This window comes from Micromonospora sp. MA102 (assembly GCF_025460765.1).
Classification (GTDB): domain Bacteria; phylum Actinomycetota; class Actinomycetes; order Mycobacteriales; family Micromonosporaceae; genus Micromonospora; species Micromonospora halotolerans.
Genome location: NZ_JAMWEG010000003.1, coordinates 328,725 through 347,731 on the forward strand (window position 1 = coordinate 328,725; position 19,007 = coordinate 347,731).

Annotated in this window: 17 protein-coding genes and 1 pseudogene; 7 read left to right on the forward strand and 11 right to left on the reverse strand. The window is 72.8% G+C overall.

The window, feature by feature from the left end; translation table 11 throughout:
- Nucleotides 1-9: 9 nt before the first annotated feature.
- From NFX44_RS08115 to NFX44_RS08140, 6 genes and pseudogenes are all read right to left on the reverse strand, one after another.
- Complete coding sequence (locus NFX44_RS08115; protein WP_262282886.1) at nucleotides 10-1,017, reverse strand: LacI family DNA-binding transcriptional regulator; 1,008 nt, start codon at nucleotides 1,015-1,017, stop codon at nucleotides 10-12.
- 19 nt (nucleotides 1,018-1,036) lie between these two features.
- A pseudogene (locus NFX44_RS08120) lies at nucleotides 1,037-1,372 on the reverse strand (family 1 glycosylhydrolase); the annotation flags it as partial.
- A gap of 47 nt (nucleotides 1,373-1,419) precedes the next feature.
- The gene (locus tag NFX44_RS08125; RefSeq protein ID WP_262282887.1) at nucleotides 1,420-2,253 is read right to left on the reverse strand and encodes a carbohydrate ABC transporter permease; all 834 of its coding nucleotides are present in this window, start codon (nucleotides 2,251-2,253) and stop codon (nucleotides 1,420-1,422) included.
- Nucleotides 2,250-3,239: a carbohydrate ABC transporter permease gene (locus NFX44_RS08130; RefSeq protein WP_262282888.1), complete on the reverse strand. Its 990-nt coding sequence runs from the start codon at nucleotides 3,237-3,239 to the stop codon at nucleotides 2,250-2,252. Before NFX44_RS08130 ends, NFX44_RS08125 begins: the two co-directional genes overlap by 4 nt.
- 71 nt (nucleotides 3,240-3,310) lie before the next feature.
- A complete protein-coding gene (locus NFX44_RS08135; protein WP_262282889.1) occupies nucleotides 3,311-4,621 on the reverse strand; it encodes an ABC transporter substrate-binding protein in 1,311 nt (436 codons plus the stop codon).
- Nucleotides 4,622-4,818: 197 nt separating this feature from the next.
- On the reverse strand, nucleotides 4,819-5,574 hold the full coding sequence (locus tag NFX44_RS08140; RefSeq protein WP_262282890.1) for a maleylpyruvate isomerase family mycothiol-dependent enzyme: 756 nt from the start codon (nucleotides 5,572-5,574) through the stop codon (nucleotides 4,819-4,821).
- A gap of 70 nt (nucleotides 5,575-5,644) precedes the next feature.
- Between NFX44_RS08140 and NFX44_RS08145 the strand changes: the two genes are divergently transcribed.
- Nucleotides 5,645-6,736, forward strand: a complete 1,092-nt coding sequence (locus NFX44_RS08145; protein ID WP_262282891.1) for a UDP-N-acetylmuramate dehydrogenase — start codon at nucleotides 5,645-5,647, stop codon at nucleotides 6,734-6,736.
- Nucleotides 6,737-6,755: 19 nt separating this feature from the next.
- Here the strand turns inward: NFX44_RS08145 and NFX44_RS08150 are convergent, their stop codons facing one another.
- Together NFX44_RS08150 and NFX44_RS08155 are read right to left on the reverse strand one after the other, a co-directional pair.
- Nucleotides 6,756-7,538: a class I SAM-dependent methyltransferase gene (locus NFX44_RS08150; protein WP_262282892.1), complete on the reverse strand. Its 783-nt coding sequence runs from the start codon at nucleotides 7,536-7,538 to the stop codon at nucleotides 6,756-6,758.
- Nucleotides 7,538-8,302: an SDR family NAD(P)-dependent oxidoreductase gene (locus NFX44_RS08155; protein ID WP_262282893.1), complete on the reverse strand. Its 765-nt coding sequence runs from the start codon at nucleotides 8,300-8,302 to the stop codon at nucleotides 7,538-7,540. Before NFX44_RS08155 ends, NFX44_RS08150 begins: the two co-directional genes overlap by 1 nt.
- Nucleotides 8,303-8,473: 171 nt before the next feature.
- Here NFX44_RS08155 and mshA point away from each other — a divergent pair, with 171 nt between their 5' ends.
- The 3 genes from mshA (at nucleotide 8,474) to NFX44_RS33240 (ending at nucleotide 11,537) form a co-directional block, all read left to right on the forward strand.
- Nucleotides 8,474-9,835, forward strand: a complete 1,362-nt coding sequence (gene mshA / locus NFX44_RS08160) for a D-inositol-3-phosphate glycosyltransferase (RefSeq protein ID WP_262282894.1) — start codon at nucleotides 8,474-8,476, stop codon at nucleotides 9,833-9,835.
- A gap of 49 nt (nucleotides 9,836-9,884) precedes the next feature.
- Nucleotides 9,885-10,418: a YbjN domain-containing protein gene (locus tag NFX44_RS08165; protein ID WP_262282895.1), complete on the forward strand. Its 534-nt coding sequence runs from the start codon at nucleotides 9,885-9,887 to the stop codon at nucleotides 10,416-10,418.
- A 75-nt stretch (nucleotides 10,419-10,493) separates the two neighbouring features.
- Nucleotides 10,494-11,537, forward strand: a complete 1,044-nt coding sequence (locus NFX44_RS33240) for a hypothetical protein (RefSeq protein WP_315974579.1) — start codon at nucleotides 10,494-10,496, stop codon at nucleotides 11,535-11,537.
- A 380-nt stretch (nucleotides 11,538-11,917) separates the two neighbouring features.
- Here NFX44_RS33240 and NFX44_RS08180 read toward each other — a convergent pair whose 3' ends face one another.
- Nucleotides 11,918-13,174 carry an MFS transporter gene (locus NFX44_RS08180; RefSeq protein ID WP_262282898.1) on the reverse strand — a complete coding sequence of 419 codons (1,257 nt, stop codon included), beginning with the start codon at nucleotides 13,172-13,174 and terminating at the stop codon, nucleotides 11,918-11,920.
- 104 nt (nucleotides 13,175-13,278) lie between these two features.
- Nucleotides 13,279-14,604 (reverse strand): MFS transporter, encoded by a 1,326-nt coding sequence (locus NFX44_RS08185; RefSeq protein ID WP_262282899.1) that lies wholly within the window; start codon nucleotides 14,602-14,604, stop codon nucleotides 13,279-13,281.
- A gap of 151 nt (nucleotides 14,605-14,755) precedes the next feature.
- Between NFX44_RS08185 and NFX44_RS08190 the strand changes: the two genes are divergently transcribed.
- Nucleotides 14,756-15,523, forward strand: coding sequence for a phosphoglyceromutase (locus NFX44_RS08190; protein ID WP_262282900.1), 768 nt, complete (start codon nucleotides 14,756-14,758; stop codon nucleotides 15,521-15,523).
- A gap of 50 nt (nucleotides 15,524-15,573) precedes the next feature.
- On the opposite strand, the gene phoU is transcribed toward NFX44_RS08190, so the two are convergent.
- Nucleotides 15,574-16,227: a phosphate signaling complex protein PhoU gene (gene phoU, locus NFX44_RS08195; RefSeq protein ID WP_262282901.1), complete on the reverse strand. Its 654-nt coding sequence runs from the start codon at nucleotides 16,225-16,227 to the stop codon at nucleotides 15,574-15,576.
- A 210-nt stretch (nucleotides 16,228-16,437) separates the two neighbouring features.
- Between phoU and NFX44_RS08200 the strand changes: the two genes are divergently transcribed.
- Both NFX44_RS08200 and NFX44_RS08205 read left to right on the forward strand, forming a co-directional pair.
- On the forward strand, nucleotides 16,438-17,733 hold the full coding sequence (locus tag NFX44_RS08200) for a cell wall metabolism sensor histidine kinase WalK (protein ID WP_262282902.1): 1,296 nt from the start codon (nucleotides 16,438-16,440) through the stop codon (nucleotides 17,731-17,733).
- Between the two features lie 22 nt (nucleotides 17,734-17,755).
- Complete coding sequence (locus NFX44_RS08205) at nucleotides 17,756-18,439, forward strand: response regulator transcription factor (protein WP_262282903.1); 684 nt, start codon at nucleotides 17,756-17,758, stop codon at nucleotides 18,437-18,439.
- Nucleotides 18,440-19,007 lie beyond the last annotated feature (568 nt).

Consider the following 19,007-nt stretch of genomic DNA (forward strand, 5'->3'; position numbering starts at 1 on the left):
TTTACCGGCTCAGGCGGAGTCGCGGACGACCAGCTCGGTGGGGAGCAGCAGAGCCTGCTCGACCTGCTCGCCCGCGGCGATCCGGAGCAGCTGCCGGGTCATCGCCCGCCCCAGCTCCACTATCGGCTGCTTCACGGTGGTCAGCGGCGGCTCGGTGTACGCCGCCGTCTCGATGTCGTCGAACCCGATCATCGCCACGTCGTCCGGCACCCGCCGGCCGGCCTCCCGCAGGGTGCGCAGCGCGGCGTGCGCCATCAGGTCGGACGCCGCGAACACCGCGTCCAGCTCGGGGTCGGTGGCGAGCAGTTGCCGCATGGCCGCCGTGCCCGACTCCCGGGTGAAGTCGCCGTACGCGATCAGCTCCGGCAGGCCGGCCGCGGCGACCGTCTCCCGGTAGCCGATCAGCCGCTCGATGCCGGCGACCATGTCCTGCGGCCCGGCGATGGTGGCGATCCGCCGCCGACCGTTCGCGATCAGGTGACGGACCGCCTCGGCCACCCCGCCGACGTGGTCGACATCGACGTACGGCACCTGGGCGCCGTCCAGCGGGCGGCCGCTGCACACGACCGGGATGCCGAGCTCGGCCAGCCGCCCGGGGAGCGGGTCCTCGCCGTGCAGGGAGGCGAACAGCACGCCGTCGACGTGCCGCCCGGTGGTGTAGCGCTCGACCCGCTCGTGGCCGGCCGGCGAGCCGGCCAGCATGAGCACGAGCTGCTTGTCGGCCGCCTCCAGCTCCTGGGCCGCGCCGCGGATGATGCCGGGGAAGACCTGGTCGTCGGAGAACACCCGGGTCGCCGCCTCGGGCAGGACCAGCGCTATCGAGTCGGTGCGCTGGGTGACCAGGCTGCGGGCGGCGAGGTTCGGGACGTACCCCAGTTCCGCCACGGCCCGGCGGACCGCCTGCTGGATCGGTTCGGCGACGGTCGTGGAGCCGTTCACCACCCGGGAGACCGTGGCCCGGGACACCCCCGCCCGTCTGGCCACCGCCTCCAGGGTCGGTCGCTGCGCCGTCGTCATCCCCGTCACCACCGCCTCGTCACAGCCCGTTCCGGGAGATCACCTCCTGGTACCAACGGGCACTCTCCTTCGGTGTGCGCCGCCGGGTCAGGTAGTCGACGTGGACGATCCCGAACCGCTTCCGGTAGCCCTCGGCCCATTCGAAGTTGTCCAGCAACGACCATACGAGATAACCGCGCAGGTCGACGCCGCGGGCGACCGCGTCGTGCGCGGCGCGCAGGTGCCCGTCGAGGTGGGCGATCCGGTCGGTGTCCGCCACCCGGCCGGTCCCGTCGGTGTCCCGGTCGGGGAAGGCCCCACCGTTCTCCGCGATGATCAACGGTAGCCCCGGGTGATCGGTGGCGACCCGCTCCAGCGGCGGTGGCCGCCCCCAGACGAAGCCCGCGGGGAACCGGAGTTCCGTCATGCCTTCACGGCGCCTTCCATGATCCCGCCGATGATCTGGCGGCCGAACGCGACGAACACCAGCAGCAGGGGCAGGGTGGCGATGGCCGTCCCGGTGAACACCTGTGACATGTCCTGGTAGTAGCCGTCGGACAGGGCCCGCAGCGACAGCTGCACGGTCGGGTTCTCCGGATCGTTGAGCACCGCGTACGGCCACAGGAAGTCGTTCCAGGTGGTCATGAAGGTGAGCAGGCCCAGCACGGCGGCGGCCGGGCGCAGCGCGGGCAGCACCACGTTCCAGTAGATCCGCGCGGTGTTGCAGCCGTCCATCCGCGCGGCCTCGATCAGCTCGGTGCTGACGGCCTGGCCGGCGTACTGGCGCATCATGAACACGCCGAACCCGGTGACCAGCGCGGGCACGATGACCGCCGGTAGCCGGTCGTTCCAGTTCAGCTTCGTCATCAGCAGGTAGAGCGGGATCACGCCGAGCTGGGTGGGCACCATCATGGTGGCCACGATGACCAGCAGCAGCGCGTTGCGCCCGCGGAAGCGCAGCTTGGCGAAGGCGAACCCGGCCAGGGTGGAGAAGAAGACCACGGAGACGGTGACCGTGCCGGCCACGATCGCCGAGTTGATCAGCCCGGTGAGGAAGTACGCGTCGGTGTTGGTGAACAGCCGGGCGATGTTGGCCCCGAGGTTGCCGCCCGGGGTGAGCGGCGGCGGGATCTGGCCCATCGCGTCGCTGGTCCGGCTCGCCACCACGAACATCCAGTAGATCGGGAAGATCGACATCAGGGCCGTGACGGCCAGCGCCAGGTAGGTGAGCCGGCCGGCCGACCAGAGGCGGGTCATCGGGAGTCCTCCTTGCGCGCGCCGCCGCCGAGCCGGCGGAGGAGCAGGACGTTGACGGCCGCGACCACCGCGATGAGCGCGAAGAGCAGCCAGGCGATCGCCGAGCCGTAGCCGAAGTTGTAGTGCGGCGCGAAGGCGTTCTCGAACATGTACATGGTCACGGTCTGCGACTCGCGCAGCGGCCCGCCGCGGATCGCGTTGGTGCCCGAGTTGAACAGGCGGGGCTCGGTGAAGAGCTGGAGGCCGCCGATGGTGGAGATGATGACCGCGAAGATGATCGTCGGCTTGAGCAGCGGCACGGTGATCGACCAGAACTGCCGGGCCCGGCCGGCGCCGTCGATGGCCGCGGACTCGTAGAGGTCGCGCGGGATGGCCTGCATGGCGGCCAGGAAGATCAGCGCGTTGTAGCCGGTCCACCGCCAGTCGACCATGGCGGAGATGGCCACCCAGGAGGCGAGCCGGTTGGCCTTCCAGTCGATCGCGTCGACGCCGACGTGGTCGAGCAGCCAGTTGATCATGCCGAAGTCGCGGCCGAAGAGCACCGCGAAGACGATCGCCACCGCGGCCGTCGAGGTGACGTTCGGGATGAGCACCGCCATCCGCCAGGTGGTCCGGGCCCGGAGCTGCCGGTTGAGCAGGTTGGCCAGCCAGAGCGCGAGCAGCAGCTGCGGGACCGTGGAGATGACGAAGATGCCCAGGGTGTTGACCACCGAGTGCCAGAAGTCCGGGTCCGCCAGCAACTCGCTGTAGTTGTCGAGCCCGACGAACGGGTGGTCGGCGCCGAGCAGGTCCCAGTCGTGCAGCGAGACCCAGAAGGTGTAGGCCAGCGGGTAGATCCCGAAGACGCCGAAGAGCAGGAAGAACGGGGCGATGTACAGGTAGGGCGAGTACCTCGTGTCGAACCGGCTGAGCCGGACGCCCCTCCAGGGGCGGGTGGTGCCGGGCGCCGGTGCGACCGGCGGGCGGGCGTCGAGCTGGACTGCCATGGCCCGGGACTCCTTTCCGCCGTGCGGGCGGCACCCCGTCGACCGGGGACCGCCCGCACGCCTGGCTCGGGTTACTTGGCAGCGGCCTTCTTGGCGTTTCCGACCGCGTCGGCCCAGCCCTGCTCCGGGCTGCGCTTGCCCAGCTCCACCGAGCGGACGGCGTTCTCCACCTCGGTGCGGACGGCCTGGTTCTTCGGGCCCATGTAGACCGGCTTCAGGCTCTTGGCGCCCTCGGCGAAGATCCTGCCGACCGGTGCCGCCGAGAAGTACGCGTTCGTCGAGTCGACGATGGCCGGGTCCGCCAGCGCCTGCGGCGAGGAGGGCAGCGGTCCCTTGGCCTTGAACGCGCCGATCTGGCCCTTGGCGCTGGTCAGGAACTTCGCCAGCTCGATCGCCTCGGCCTGGTGCTTGCCCTGCTTCGGCACCGCGAGGAAGGAGCCGCCCCAGTTGCCGCCGTTGCCGGGGACCTGGGCGATGTCCCACTTGCCCTTGGCGCCCGGGCCGGCGTTGCCCTCGATGACGCCGGTCATCCAGGCCGGGCAGGCGACGGTGGCGAACTTCGACTGCTTGAACGCGGAGACCCACTCCTCCGACCACGACCCGTACCGGCCGGACAGGCCGGAGTCGATGATGTCCATGGTGGTGTCGTACGCCTGCCGGACCGCCGGGTTGCTGTCGACGACCAGCTTGTCGCTGGTGTCGTAGTAGCTGTAGCCGCTGGTGTTGCCGGCGGTCTGGAGCAGGATGGTGTTGAACGTGTTGGTCGCGGCGTCGAGGAACGAGGCACCGGTGTTCTTCGCCTTGAACTGCTCGCCGACCTTGATGTAGTCCGGCCAGGTGGGCCAGAGCTTCGAGACCGCCTCGCGGTCGGTGGGCAACCCCGCCTTGGCGAACAGGTCCTTGCGGTAGCACATGGCCATGCCGCCGACGTCGGTGCCGAGGCCGACGAGCTGCTTGCCGTCGGCGGTGAGCCCCTGGTTCCACTTCCAGTCGAGGAAGTTGCCCTTCAGGTCGGCGGCGCCGTGGTCGAGCAGGTTCACGAAGTTCTGCGGGTTGGCCTTGTACTCGACGAGCAGGCCCTCCTCGATGGCGACGATGTCGCCCGCGCCCTTGCCCGCGGCGAGCCACTGGGTGAGCTTCGGCGAGTACTCGTCCAGGTTGCTGCCCGTGCCCCGCTCGACGATCTTCACGTCGGGGTGGCTGGCCATGTACTCCTTGTAGAGCTCGTCGTAGCCGAACTGGCCGAAGACGTCGACGGTGAGCGTGACCGGGCCACCGGCGGCGGCCTCGTCGTCACCGCCCCCGCAGGCGGTGGCGCCCAGCAGGGCGGTGGTGGCGACCAGGGCCACCGCGGCCAGGCGGCGGCGGGTGAAGGTGACCATCTCTTATCTGACCCCTCTAGGTGTATCGGGTGGTGGCGGGCGGTTCCGGTACTCAGAGAGCGCTCTCACGACAGGGTGGTGGCTGCCCCGGACGGTGTCAAGAGAGCGCTCTCAGAGGGTCCGGAAAAAGGCGGAGAGTGGCGCTCCGGTGGGAAACGCCGCTCTCCGCCCGATGTCCGCACGACCCCCCGGCGGGGTCAGCCCACCCGCAGCCCGTCGAGCAGGCGGCGGTCGCCGGCCACCCCGAGGGCGTCGAAACTGATCCGGCCCATCACCGCCAGCAGCAGGTCACTGGCGGTCCCGGTGAGCTGCGCCCGGGCGTGGTGCTCGTCGTGGTCGAGGATCGTCGCGGTGTCCAGCAGGGCCATCCCCTCGCCGCGCAGCCGCAGGTACCACTCCTGGGCGGCATCGGTCGCGGTCAGCTGGACCACCCCGTGCCACTGACCCGGCTGGATCCGCCGGCCCGCCGGCAGCCAGGTGTCCAGCACCTCGCTCACCCCGTCGGCCGCGAGCTTGGCCTCGATCGGCTCGCCCGCGCCGATCGCGAGCTGGGCGTCCCAGCGGTGCACCGCGGTCTCGTGCGCGGCCCGGCGCGGCCAGAAGGCAGCCTTCTTCGGCTGCGGGGCGAAGTTCCACGCCGGGGCCTCCGGATCCAGCGTCTCGAAGAGCGCCAGAAGCCGCTCGTACTCCTGCCCGTACCACTGGGCCGGCGTGAGGCCGGCCGGCGGCTCCGGGTCGTGCCGCTCCGGGCGGCTGGTCGTCCCGGCGGTCACCACCGTGCGGGCCCAGACGTACATCCTCGTGAGGTGACGGGCGAGGTCGGAGACTGTCCAGCCGGGACAGGACAGCACCGGTGTGTCGGGGGGTGCCTCCGCGACGGCGGCGGCGAAGGCGGGACCCTCCGTCCGCAACGCGCCGATCCAGAAGTCCTTCGTGCCGTGCAGTCTGCTCATCGCAATCCTCCCGGGGGTGACCGGGCCACCAGTGGGTGCCGCGGCTACCCCTCAGCCTAGGGTGAGAGGCGTGTCAGACGTCTACGCCGAACCGACGACCCGAGCCGACCCGACCGACCCGGCCACCCTGGCGCGTTACACCACGCTGCGCCTCGGCGGCCCCGCGGGGCGGCTGGAGATCGCCACCAGCGCCGACGAGATCGTCCGGAAGGTCCAGGAGGCGGAGGCGCGGGAGCAGGCCGTCCTGCTGCTGGCCGGCGGCAGCAACGTGGTGATCGGCGACCAGGGCTTCCCGGGCGCCGTCGTGCTGATCCGCTCCCGGGGCTTCCAGGTGGTCGCCGAGGACGCCGACACGGTCACGGTACGCGTCGAGGCCGGCGAGCCCTGGGACGACCTGGTCGCCGCCACCGTCGAGCGCGGCTGGTCGGGGCTGGAGTGCCTCTCCGGCATTCCCGGCTCGGCCGGCGCCACCCCGATCCAGAACGTCGGCGCGTACGGCCAGGAGGTGGCCGAGACGATCACCGCTGTGGCGGCGTACGACCGCACCCGGCGCACGGTGGTCCGCATCCCGGCGGCGGACTGCGGGTTCGCCTACCGGGGCAGCATCTTCAAGTACAGCGACCGCTGGGTGGTGCTCTCGGTCGACTTCCGGCTCACCCGTTCCCCGCTCTCCGGCCCGGTCCGCTACGCCGAGCTGGCCCGCGCGCTCGGCGTCGAGGTGGGCGACCGGGTGCCGCTGGCGGACGCCCGGGCCACCGTGCGGCGGCTGCGCGCCGGCAAGGGCATGGTGCTCGACCCGCAGGACCCGGACACCTGGTCGGTGGGCTCGTTCTTCACCAACCCCGTACTGGAGCCGGAGGCCTACGAGCGGCTCCGGGAGCGTGCCGCCGACCTGGGCGAGCCGCCGTCCTGGCCGTGCCCCGGGGACATGGTCAAGGTGAGTGCGGCCTGGCTGATCGACCGCGCCGGCTTCGGCAAGGGCCACACCGGCCCCGAGGGCGTCGCCATCTCCACCAAGCACACCCTCGCCCTCACGAACCGCACCGGTGCCGCCAGCACCGCCGCCCTGATCGCCCTGGCCCGCGAGATCCGCGACGGCGTGCAGACCCGCCTCGGCGTGACCCTCCACCCCGAACCCGTCCTGATCAACTGCGCCATCTGACCCCCGGGGTGCCCACGGGTCAGGTGGGGGCGATGGCGGGCCAGGGAACGGTGAGTTCGCCCAGGCGCCAGCGGCGGGGGCGGTCCAGGACCGGCCAGCCGGCCGCCCGCACCGCGGCGACCGTTCGGGTCCAGCGGTCGCGTGGGCCGAAGGGGGCGTAGCCGGCGGTGGAGTGCCAGGCGCTCTCCAGGGCCTGGATCAGGTCGTGGATCGGTTCGCCGGGAACGTTGCGGTGGATGAGCGCCTTGGGCAGCCGCTCGGCGAGCTGGGCCGGGCTCTCCAGGGTGGTGAGCCTCGCGGCCAGGGTCAGCGTGCGCGGGCCCGTGGCGTCGAGCAGCACCCAGGCGCCGAGCCGGCCCAACTCGTCACAGGTGCCCTCGACCAGCAGCCCGCCCGGGGCGAGCCGCCCGGTGACCGTACGCCAGGCGTCGGCCACCTCGCTCTCGTCGTACTGGCGCAGCACGTTGAACGCGCGCACCAGGGCGGGGCGCAGCCCGGCCAGCTCGAAGCCGCCCCGGGCGAAGGTGAGCCCGGGCGGGTCGGCGGCCGGCTGGGCGGCGGCCACGCGTACCGGATCGATCTCCAGCCCGACCACCCGGACGTCGGCGCGGACCGCGGCGGCGAGCCGGGCCCGCAGCTCGACGGCGGTCACCGGGGTGGCGCCGTAGCCCAGGTCGACGACGACCGGGTCGGCGGCGGCGCGCAGCGCGTCGCCGCAGGTCGCGGCGATCCAGTTGTCGACCCGCCGGAGCCGGTTCGGATTCGTCGTGCCCCGGGTGACGAACCCGAGCGGCCGGACCATCAGGTTGTCCGGTGCACCTTGTGCTGGGCGGCCTGGGCCAGCGGGCGGACCACGAGCTGGTCGATGTTGACGTGGTGCGGGCGGGTCGCGCACCAGGCGACGCAGTCGGCCACGTCCTCGGCCACCAGCGGCTCGGCCACCCCGGCGTAGACGGCAGCGGCCCGGTCGGCGTCGCCGCCGAAGCGGACCAGGCCGAACTCCTCGGTCTTCACCATGCCGGGGTCGATCTCGATGACCCGGACCGGCCGGCCGCACAGCTCCAGCCGCAGCGTGCCGGCGATCGCGGTCTGCGCGTGCTTGGCGGCCGTGTAGCCGCCGCCGCCCTCGTAGACGACGTGCCCGGCGGTGGAGCTGACGATCACGATCGTGCCGGCGCCGGAGGACTCCAGCGCGGGCAGCAGCGCCTTGGTGACCCGGAGCGTGCCCAGCACGTTGACGTCGTACATCCACTGCCAGTCGCCGACGTCCGCCGACTCCACCGGATCGAGGCCGCGCGCCCCACCGGCGTTGTTCACCAGCAGGGTGACCGGGCCGGGCGCGGCGGCGGCCGCGGCGGCGAGGCCGGCGACCGACCCGTCCGAGGTCACGTCGCACTCCACCGCGGTGGCCGCGCCGCCGGCCGCCTCGATTTCGGCGACCAGGCCGGCCAGCCGGTCGGTACGCCGCGCGGCGGCGAGCACGTGGAAACCCTCGGCGGCCAGCCGGCGGGCGGTGGCCGCGCCGATCCCGCTGGACGCCCCGGTGACGATGGCGACTGAGCTCATCCGGTCATTCTCACCCGGCGCCACGCCCGGCGCGGTGATGAGGTCCGTCACGCCGGGGACCCGCCGCGGCGCATTTCCGAAGCCCGATGGGGAAGATGACATCCGGCGCGGAGGTTGACCGAGAAGCGCCGGTCGTGCGCGACGGCATCAACCGTGACAGAGGGAGCGGACGTGGCGGATTTGCACACCGGTGTCGGTCGTCAGCGAGGTGCCCTGCCGTGGCCGCGGCCGCGCCGGATCGCCACCCTCTCCGTGCACACCTCGCCGCTGCACCAGCCCGGCACGGGCGACGCGGGCGGCATGAACGTCTACATCCTGGAGATCGCCCGACGGCTGGCGGAGGCCGACGTCGAGGTGGAGATCTTCACCCGGGCCACCTCCGGCGACCTGCCGCCGGTGGTCGAGATGGCGCCCGGGGTGAGCGTCCGGCACGTCACGGCCGGCCCCCTGGAGGGGCTGACCAAGGAGGAGCTGCCCGGCCAGCTCTGCGCCTTCACGGCCGGGGTGCTCCGCGCCGAGGCGGCCCGCCCGCCGGGCCACTACGACCTGATCCACTCGCACTACTGGCTCTCCGGTCAGGTGGGCTGGCTGGCCAAGGAGCGCTGGGGCGTGCCGCTGGTGCACACCGCGCACACCCTGGCCAAGGTCAAGAACGCCCAGCTCGCCGCCGGTGACCGGCCCGAGCCCAAGGCGCGCGTCATCGGCGAGGAGCAGGTGATCGCCGAGTCCGACCGGCTGGTCGCCAACACCCGGGTCGAGGCCCGCGACCTGATCGACAGGTACGACGCCGAGCCCACCCGGGTGGCCGTGGTGGAGCCCGGCGTGGACCTCGACCGCTTCCGCCCGGCCCCCGGCGACCGGGACGCGGCGATGCTGGCGGCCCGCCGCCGCCTCGGCCTGCCGGCCCGCGGCTACGTGGTGGCCTTCGTCGGCCGGATCCAGCCGCTCAAGGCCCCGGACGTGCTGATCCGGGCGGTCGCGGCACTGCGCGAGCGGGAGCCCGCGCTCGCCGACGAGGTGACCGTGGTGATCTGCGGGGGCCCGAGCGGCACCGGGCTGGACCGGCCCACCGCCCTCATCGAGCTGGCCGGCTCGCTCGGCGTCGCCGACCGGGTGCGGTTCCTCCCGCCGCAGACCGGCGACGACCTGCCCGCCCTCTACCGCGCGGCCGACCTGGTCGCGGTGCCCTCGCACAACGAGTCGTTCGGGCTGGTCGCGCTGGAGGCCCAGGCGTGCGGCACGCCGGTGCTGGCCGCCGCCGTGGGTGGGCTGGTGACCGCCGTCCGGGACGGCGTCAGCGGGGTGCTCATCGACGGCCACGACCCGGTCGACTGGGCCCGTACGCTGGCCCGCCTGCTGCCCGAGCGCCGGCGCCGGGCCGCCCTGGCGCGGGGCGCCGAGCGGCACGCCCGAGACTTCTCCTGGAACCGCACGGTCTCCGGCCTGCTCGCCGTCTACGGCGAGGCGATGGCCGAGCACCGGGTGCGGCTGGCCGGCCGGCTCGGCGACCCCGCTCTCACCTGTTCCTGGTGAGCGCCGCCGTGCCCGGCGGCCTCCGCTGGGCGGCCGTAGAGTGGGTGCGATGAGCCGCAGGAGTGAGGTCGCCGCGCTGATCGAGGCCGTCTGCGCCGAGCGCGAGCTGGAGTGGGAGTCCACCGGCGAGACGTCGTACGCGGTCACCCTGCCGGGCACCCACAAGCTCAAGACGATCTGCAACCTGATCGTCGGCGAGCACGCGTTGCGGGTCGAGGCGTTCGTGATGCGCCAGCCCGACGAGCGACGCGAGGAGCTGTGGGCCTGGCTGCTCCAGCGCAACGCCCGGATGTACGGGGTGTCGTTCTCCATCGACGCGGTCGGCGACGTCTACCTGACCGGGCGGGTCAACCTGGCCGGGGTGGACTCCGACGAGCTGGACCGGCTGCTCGGCTCCGTGCTGACCTACGCCGACGAGTCCTTCGACAGCATGCTGGAGATCGGCTTCGGCACCGCCATCCGCCGGGAGTGGGAGTGGCGGGTCAAGCGGGGCGAGTCGACGGCCAACCTGGCCGCGTTCGCGCACCTCTTCGAGCCCACGGCCCCGGCCGGATCGGCCGCCGGAGGTTCGGACCCCTCCTGACGGGTATGCCGCACCGCGCGGTGCGGCATTGGGACCCACCGCGTGCCGAGGACGGACTGTCGAGGAGCGTGTCCCATGGCTCAGCGCAACAGCTCAAGTCGCGGCACGACTGCGACCAAACGCAAGCCGGGCAACCAGACGGCGAACACCCCGGGCATCAACGAATCCGAGATCTCCCGGATGAAGGTCGACGACATCCGGGGCCAGCTGCGCCGGCGCGGGGTCTCGGGGATCTCGACCATGCGCAAGCCGGACCTGGTGAAGACCATGGTCCGGACGCTGCGGTCCGAGCAGGGCGGGGCGGCCCGGAAGAGCACCGGCCCGGCCGGCCGCCCGTCGGCGACCAAGAAGACGGCCGCGGCGAAGAAGACGACCGCGGCGCGCCGGACCGCGCCGTCGCGGGCCAAGGCCGCGCCGGCCGCGAAGGCCACCGGTGCCCGCGCGAAGGCGGCCCCGGCGAAGAAGGCCGCGGGCACCCGGGCGAAGGCCGCCCCCGCGCGGAAGACGGCGGGTGCCCGGGCGAAGGCCGCGCCCGCGAAGAAGACGGCGGGCGCTCGCGCCAAGGCGGCCCCGGCGAAGAAGGCCGCGGGCACCCGGGCGAAGGCCGCGCCCGCGCGGAAGGCCACGGGTGCCCGGGCGGTGCCGGCGAGGAAGGCGGCCGGCACCCGGGCGAAGGCGGCCCCGGCGCGGAAGGCGGCCGCCGCACCAGGGCCGGCCCTGGCACGGGGTACGGCCGCGACGACCACCCAGATCCGGAGCGGGCGGTCGGCGTCCCGGTCGGTGGGTTCGTCCCAGCAGATCATGTCTCTGGACGATCGCCCCGAACGTCCCGGGCGGAGCCTGGTGACGACCAACCACGAGGTCATCCAGCGGTGGGCCCGGGCCCGCAACGCCAAGCCCGCCACGATCGCGGGCACGGAGCGCGACGATCGCCCCGGCGTGCTGACGTTCAACATCCCCGGATACCGGGAGAGCAGCCGGATCCGCGAGGTCAGCTGGGACGACTGGTTCCGGACCTTCGACCTGCGCGGACTGAACCTGATCTACCAGGAGCAGATGCGGGACGGCCGGCAGAGCAACTTCTTCCGGACCGAGAACCCGAATCGCGAGGACGGCTGAGGTTTAGGGGAATGGCCGGCGGGGATTCGCTTGTTGGCCAGGGAAGAGACCGGAGCAGGGACAGCCGGGTTTCCGACACGGGTGCTGTGACGGGCAAGACAGCGATCCGGGTTGAATCCGGAATCCGGGCGAACTAACTTTATTGCACCGCGCCACGCTTGGAATCGTTCGGGGGAGCGGCGGATCGATCAGATCCGCGCAAGCGAGGTGCGAGGGATCGGGTGGAGTTCACCGTTGGGGGACGGTGCCACCCGTGGACCGGCGGCGCGAGCGGGCGACGCTTACGGGGGTGAGGGTCGCCCGCCGCCGCCGGGCGTACGGTCCGAGCGCCCATCACGACGGGGGTCGTGGTGGGCGCTCGAGCCGTTTCCGGGGACGTTTCAGTGCCCCGCCGACACCGTCTCCGACCGCTGTGCCGCGGCGCGCAGCGCGGCCACCCGGCGCTCCCGGGGCGGCCCGGCGAGCAGGTGACCGGCCGCCGCGACCAGGCCCAGGGCACCCACCACCAGCCAGTGCCGCTCACCGAGGTGCTGGAGGCTGAGCCCGCCCAGCGCCGGCGCCACGAAGGACGCGGCCGGGAAGGTCAGGTAGAACACCGACTGGTAGCGGGCCCGCAGCTCGGGCGGGGCGAGATCCGCGTTGATCTGCGCGTTCGGCGGCGCGGCGAGCATCTGGCCGACCGTCCACACGACCGCCGCGCCCAGGTAGAGCGGCAGTCCGTCGGCGACGGTCAGCGCCCCGAAGCCGAGCGCCATCAGCCCGGTGGAGACCGCCAGGACCGTCGACTTCCGGTAGGGCTCGATGAGCCGGGGCACGAAGAGCTGCCCGACCACGATCAGCGCGCCGCCGAGCGCCACCACCAGCCCGTACGCCGAGGGGCGCAGCCCGTCGCTCCGCATCGCCAGCGGCATGATCGTCGAGGTCTGCATGGTGAGCACGGCCAGCAGGAAGGTCAGCCCCACGAAGGTCAGGAAGGTGCGGTCGGTCAGCGCGGTGTGCAGCCCTGGCCGCCGGCCCGCCACCGCCCGCAGGGTGACCGCCGGGCGGCGGGTCAGGGTCTCCGGGACCTTCAGCGCGATGACCACGGCGGCCGCCAGGGTCGTCGCGGCGTCGACCAGGAACAGCGCCAGGAAGCTGGCCTCGGCGAGCACCCCGGCCAGCAGCGAGGCCACCGCCATGCCCAGGTTGAACGCCCAGAACTGCAGGTTGAACGCGCGTGAGCGGCGGGCCTCGGGCACCACGTCCACGATGGCGGCGACGAACGCCGGGCTGGGCATCGAGTGCACCACCCCGACGAGCGCGGCCAGCACGGCGATCACCGCCAGGTGCCGGCTGAACGCCAGCGCCACCATCAGGCCGGCCGCGGCCACATGGGCGGCGAGCAGGGTGGACCGCCGGCCCCACCGGTCGGCCAGCACCCCGCCGAGCAGCGTGCCGGCCGCGCCACCGGCCCCGTACGCCCCGACCACCAGGCCGGCGAGCGACGGCGAGGCGCCCCGCGAGGCGGTCAGGTAGAGCGACAGGAACAGCATGGCGAAGGCGCCGGCCCGGTTGATGAGCAGGCCGGACCAGAGGTACCAGAAGGTGGCGGGAAGTCCGCCGGCCGTGTCGTCCCACCAGCGCCGCAGGCCGCGCACCCGTCCTCCTGGGAAAGTTTGTTAACCGATCCGCTCTGCTGACCGTAGTGGCCCGTCCCGGCGTTCGCCTGGTGGCGCTGATCACGACCGCCGGACGGCGTACCTCAGGAGGCGGCGCGGACCGGCTCGGCCGGCGCGGTGGCCGCCGCCTCGGCCGCCTCCGGCACCGGGGTCCGGACCACGGTGACCGGCGTGACCAGGGCACCCGCGCCGCGGAGCCGGGCCGCGCGCCGCTCCCGGGCCGGGCCGGAGATCAGGTGGGCCACCGCCATCACGGCGCCGACCACGGCGCAGCCCAGCCAGAGGGCGGTGTTGCCGGCGTGCTCCCGGAGCAGGCCGCCGAGGACCGGCGCGGTCGCCCCGGCGAGCTGCCAGGAGAGCGAGAACGCGCCCTGGTACCGGCCGCGCAGCGCGGCGGGGGACAGCTCGGCGATGAGGGTGGCGTTGGACGGCGAGTTGAGCATCTCGCCGACCGTCCAGATGAGCACGGTCAGGCCGTAGAGCCAGGCGGTGTCGGCGAACGCGGTCAGCCCGAACCCGAGGCCCATGACCAGCGCGGCGAGCGCCAGCACGTGCGAGCGGCTCCGGCCCTTGATCAGCTTGGGCACGAAGAGCTGGCCGACCACGATGAGCACCCCGTTGAGCGCGATCACCGAGCCGTAGGTCGCCGGGCTCAGCCCGGAGTCGCCCATGGCGATCGGCAGCATCGAGATGTGCTGGAGGAAGACCAGCGCGCCGAACAGGTTGAGCGCCACGAAGCCCAGGAACACCCGGTCGCGGAGGATGGTCCGCAGGGCCCCCGCGGGGGCGGCCGCACCCTTGCTCACCGGGCCGGCGTGCGCCGACCGGGTCTCACCGACCCGGGTGAAGATGATCAGCGCGGTGATCAGCGTGGTCGCCGCGTCGACGAGGAAGAGCAGCAGGTAGCCGGACTGGGCGGCGACACCGGCCAGCACCGCGGCGCAGGCGAACCCCAGGTTGATCGCCCAGTAGTTCAGCGAGAAGGCGCGCAGCCGGTCCTTCTCCGGCACCACGTCGACCATCATGGCGCCGAACGCGGGACGGGCGGCCTCGGCGAAGGTGCCGAGCAGCAGCGCGCCAAGCGCCACCGCCCAGAGCGGCCGGGCCAGGCCGAGCGCGACCATCATGGTGGCCGCGCCGAGGTGCGCCGTGAGCAGGGTGGGTCGGCGTCCCCACCGGTCGGTCAGGGTGCCGCCGATCGTGGTGCCGACCGCGCCGCCCACGCCCCAGAGCCCGATGACCAGGCCGGCCTGCGAGGCGGAGAAGTCGCGCTCCTGGGTGAGGTAGATGGCCAGGAAGACCAGGACGAACGAGCCGAGCCGGTTGATCAGGGTGCCCGTCCAGAGGTACCAGAAGGTCCTCGGCAGCCCGCCTGTGGTGTCCCCGAACCAGCCCCGCACCGACCGCATCCCCGCGCCCCCGTTTTGGTAATGACCGAGCTATCCTCAGCGCCTTACAACCTAGTCCCGCCCCGGAACGCCGGTCATCAGCTTTTCCACGTGGTGGTCGTCACGACCCGTCCCCGCGTGTCCGCCGACGCGGTACGGCAGGATGATCCGCATGACTGCGAGCGAGGGGCCCACCGTCGGGACGCTGGTCCTGCTGCGGCACGGTGAGAGCGACTGGAACGCCAAGAACCTCTTCACCGGCTGGGTTGACGTCGACCTGACGGCCAAGGGCGAGACCGAGGCGCGGCGCGGCGGTGAGCTGCTCCGCGAGCACAACCTGCTGCCCGACGTGGTGCACACGAGCGTCATGCGCCGGGCCATCCGCACGGCCGAGCTGGCGCTGAACGCCGCCGACCGGCACTGGATCGCGGTGCGCCGGTCGTGGCGGCTCAACGAGCGGCACTACGGCGCCCTGCAGGGCAAGAACAAGAAGCAGACCCTGGACGAGTACGGCGAGGAGCAGTTCATGCTCTGGCGCCGGTCCTACGACACCCCGCCGCCGCCGATCGACGACGCCGACGAGTGGTCGCAGGTCGGCGACCCCCGCTACGCGCTGCTGCCGACCGAGCTGATGCCGCGTACGGAGTGCCTCAAGGACGTCGTCGAACGGATGCTGCCCTACTGGTACGACTCGATCGTGCCGGACATCCTGGCCGGCCGGACCGTGCTCGTGGCGGCGCACGGCAACTCGCTGCGCGCCCTGGTCAAGCACCTCGACGAGATCTCCGACGAGGCGATCGCCAAGCTGAACATCCCGACCGGCATCCCGCTGCGCTACGACCTGGACACGAACCTGCGCCCCCAGGTCCTCGGCGGGACCTACCTGGACCCGGACGCGGCCAAGGAGGCCGCCGCCGCGGTCGCCAACCAGGGCCGCTGACGCCGACGACGAAGGCCCCCGGGTGACCGGGGGCCTTCGTCGTGTCCGGCTCAGCTCGCCGAGGGCGCGGTCTCGCCGGTGATCAGGTAGACCACGTGCTCGCCGGCGTTCACCGCGTGGTCGGCGAAGCGCTCGTAGAAGCGGCCCAGCAGGGTCGCGTCGATCGCGGTCTCCACCCCGTACGGCCAGTCATCGCCGAGCAGCACGCCGAAGAGGCTCTTGTGCAGGTCGTCCATGGTGTCGTCGTCGCGGTCCAGCTCGGCGGCCAGGTCGGCGTCGGGCTTCGCCAGCACCGAGGCGATCTTCTCGGCCATCCGGTCGGCGATGGCGGCCATGTCGGTGAAGACCGGGCGCAGCTCGGCCGGCACCGCCGGCGACGGGTGCCGGCGCAGCGCCGTCTTGGCGACGTGGTCGGCGAGGTCGCCCATCCGCTCCAGATCGGCGGCCACGTGCAGGGCGGTGATCATGGCGCGCAGGTCGGAGGCGACCGGCGCCTGCCGGGCCAGCAGGTCGCAGACCCGCTCCTCCACGTGCCGGTACAGCTCGTCGATCTCGGCGTCCCGCGCGATCACCGTCTCGGACGCGGAGCGGTCCGCGGTGAGCAGGCCCCGGGTGGCCTGTCGCATGGCCGCCCGCACCCCCTCGGCCATGTCCACCAGCAGTTGGCTGACAATCTGCAGGTCGGCCCGGAACTCGTCGCGCATCGTCACTTCCTGGGGTCGGTGTTCGCCCTTCCGACCGGATGGCCGGATACGGCGTGAGCAGGTGCGCGACCCACGGTAGGCCCGGGGAGCCGGCGTCAAGATGAACGCGGGTGAACGACGCGGGGCCCGCGAGTGAACATTCCCGAAAGTGAGAGTGGTTCGTCCCGTTCTGCCCGATGGCCGGGTTAACAATGACCCTACGATCGCCGGGTGGAATGGGCGGTGGCGGTCGCGGTGGCCGTGGCGTTGGTGACCGGACTGGTCGCCGGCCTGCTGCTGTCCGGACCCGTCCAGGAATGGCGGCGGCGCCGGCCGGTGTCGCCGGGAGGCAGCGCCTCCCGCCGCAGCTCAGGGAGGCTCGCAATTCCCGACGACCAGCAGGGCGGGCTCTCCGGGCTCGGCCGCAAGACGGTCGACGCGCTGCGCGCCGGCGTGGTGGTGCTCGACGCGGACGACATGCCGGTGCTGGTGAACCCGGCCGCCCGGGCGATGGGCCTGCTCCGCACCGGGGCGACACCCGGCTCCATCGCCGCGCACCCCTTGATCCGTACCCTCGCCGGGCAGGTCCGCCGCACCGGCGTGCGCCGCGAGATCGAGCTGGACCTGCCCCGCGGTCGCGACAGCGCGGGGGACAACCCGCTCGGTGTGCACCTGCGCGCCATGGGGCTGGGCGCCGGTTACATCTCGATCGAGGCCGCCGACGTCACCGAGTCGCACCGACTGGCCCGGGTCCGGCGCGACTTCGTGGCCAACGTGAGCCACGAGCTGAAGACCCCGATCGGCGCCCTCCAACTGCTCGCCGAGGCGCTTGTCGACGCCACCGAGCCGACGGGCGACGGGCCGGCCGAGCTGTCCGAGGACATGGTCGCCGCCCGGCGGTTCGCCGAGCGCATCCAGCACGAGTCGACCCGGCTCGGCCGGCTCGTGCAGGAGCTGCTGGAGCTGACCCGCCTCCAGGGCGCCGAGCCGCAGCCCGCCCCCGAACCCGTCTCGCTGGACTGGGTGATCGCCGAGGTGATCGACCGGACCCGCACCGCGGCCACCGCCCGGCACGTGGAGATCGTCGTCGACGGGCAGCGGGGGCTCACCGCGTACGGGAGCGACAGCCAGCTCGCCACCGCCGTGGCGAACCTGGTGGAGAACGCCGTCAACTACTCGGGCGAGGACACCACGGTCCGGGTGACCGCCCAGGCCACCGACGAGCACGTCGAGGTCGCCGTCGCCGACCAGGGCATCGGCATCGCCCCGAACGAGGTCGACCGGATCTTCGAGCGGTTCTACCGGGCCGACCAGGCTCGCTCCCGGGCCACCGGGGGCACCGGCCTGGGCCTGGCCATCGTCAAACACATCGCCAGCAACCATGGCGGCCGGGTGGATGTGTCGAGCACTCTTGGTGGGGGGTCGACGTTCACCCTCCGGCTGCCCGCCCGCCCCCCGGACGACCTGGAGGCGACACTCTCCTCCGCTGAGATCGAGGCCGGCCCGGCCGAGCTCCGGCAGGTCTGACCACAGGAAAGGAAACACCCCGTTGAGCCGCGTACTGGTGGTGGAGGACGAGGAATCGTTCTCCGACGCCCTGTCCTACATGCTCCGCAAGGAGGGCTTCGAGGTCTCCGTCGCCGCGACGGGTCCCTCCGCCCTCACCGAGTTCGACCGGACCGGCGCCGACATCGTGCTGCTCGACCTGATGCTGCCGGAGATGTCGGGCACCGAGGTCTGCCGCCAGCTCCGGCAGCGGTCCCACGTGCCGATCATCATGGTCACCGCCCGGGACAGTGAGATCGACAAGGTGGTCGGCCTGGAGATCGGGGCCGACGACTACGTCACCAAGCCGTACTCGCCGCGCGAGCTGGTCGCCCGCATCCGGGCCGTCCTGCGCCGGCAGACCGCCGACGCGACCGAGTCCGGTGCGCCGACCCTGGCGGCCGGGCCGGTCCGGATGGACATCGAGCGGCACGTGGTGACCGTCGACGGCGCCGCCGTGCAGCTCCCGCTCAAGGAGTTCGAGCTGCTGGAGCTGCTGCTTCGCAACGCCGGCCGGGTGCTCACCCGCGGGCAGCTCATCGACCGGGTCTGGGGCGCCGACTACGTGGGCGACACCAAGACGCTGGACGTGCACGTCAAGCGGCTGCGCTCCAAGGTCGAGCCGGAGCCGTCCGCCCCGCGCTACATCGTCACGGTCCGGGGCCTGGGCTACAAGTTCGAGCCGTGACCGCCGCCCGCTGACCGATTGTCCGTTTGATCCGCACCGGCTCTGCCGGGCGGCAGGTGCGCCACCACCGCCTTCGCTCTGCAGCCATCCACGCAGCGGCTGCGGAGCGGAGGGTGGTGCGTGGATGGCTGCAGAGCAAAGCGGGCCGGGCTGGGTCGCCCGTGGTGGGGCTGGCGCGGACGCGCCGATCCGTCCACGTCGTCACGTTGCGCCGACGCGGGCAGTCAGCCTGGGCCGGATGTCCGGTTCATGCCCGGTCTCGGGTGGTGGGTGGAACGCCATGGGTGTCTCCGGGGCCCGGATGCACCCATGGCGTTCCACCGATCGTGCGCGGGTGGGCGGAGTGTCCGGTTCGCGGGGTGACCGGCGGCATCCCGGCGGCGGAATGGCCGGCCGGTGGGGGTCGTTATACCCGGTGAACGACCGAGGACCACGCCCCGCCCGACGGGGTGACCGGCCCCCCTACCCGCCCGTCGAGGCGGGTGCCCCAGCCGCCGGGAATGATGGTGGCCGGCCGGTCGTTGTACATGGTCCCGGCGCGACGAAGAGGCCCCCGCCCCGTCCGCCT

Bases quoted from the DNA above. Each gene is read 5' to 3' on its own strand.
- NFX44_RS08115 (WP_262282886.1), bottom strand. From the start codon at position 1,017: ATGACGACGGCGCAGCGACCGACCCTGGAGGCGGTGGCCAGACGGGCG.
- NFX44_RS08125 (WP_262282887.1), bottom strand. From the start codon at position 2,253: ATGACCCGCCTCTGGTCGGCCGGCCGGCTCACCTACCTGGCGCTGGCC.
- NFX44_RS08130 (WP_262282888.1), bottom strand. From the start codon at position 3,239: ATGGCAGTCCAGCTCGACGCCCGCCCGCCGGTCGCACCGGCGCCCGGC.
- NFX44_RS08135 (WP_262282889.1), bottom strand. From the start codon at position 4,621: ATGGTCACCTTCACCCGCCGCCGCCTGGCCGCGGTGGCCCTGGTCGCC.
- NFX44_RS08140 (WP_262282890.1), bottom strand. From the start codon at position 5,574: ATGAGCAGACTGCACGGCACGAAGGACTTCTGGATCGGCGCGTTGCGG.
- NFX44_RS08150 (WP_262282892.1), bottom strand. From the start codon at position 7,538: ATGGTCCGGCCGCTCGGGTTCGTCACCCGGGGCACGACGAATCCGAAC.
- NFX44_RS08155 (WP_262282893.1), bottom strand. From the start codon at position 8,302: ATGAGCTCAGTCGCCATCGTCACCGGGGCGTCCAGCGGGATCGGCGCG.
- NFX44_RS08165 (WP_262282895.1), top strand. From the start codon at position 9,885: ATGAGCCGCAGGAGTGAGGTCGCCGCGCTGATCGAGGCCGTCTGCGCC.
- NFX44_RS33240 (WP_315974579.1), top strand. From the start codon at position 10,494: ATGGCTCAGCGCAACAGCTCAAGTCGCGGCACGACTGCGACCAAACGC.
- NFX44_RS08185 (WP_262282899.1), bottom strand. From the start codon at position 14,604: ATGCGGTCGGTGCGGGGCTGGTTCGGGGACACCACAGGCGGGCTGCCG.
- NFX44_RS08190 (WP_262282900.1), top strand. From the start codon at position 14,756: ATGACTGCGAGCGAGGGGCCCACCGTCGGGACGCTGGTCCTGCTGCGG.
- phoU (WP_262282901.1), bottom strand. From the start codon at position 16,227: ATGCGCGACGAGTTCCGGGCCGACCTGCAGATTGTCAGCCAACTGCTG.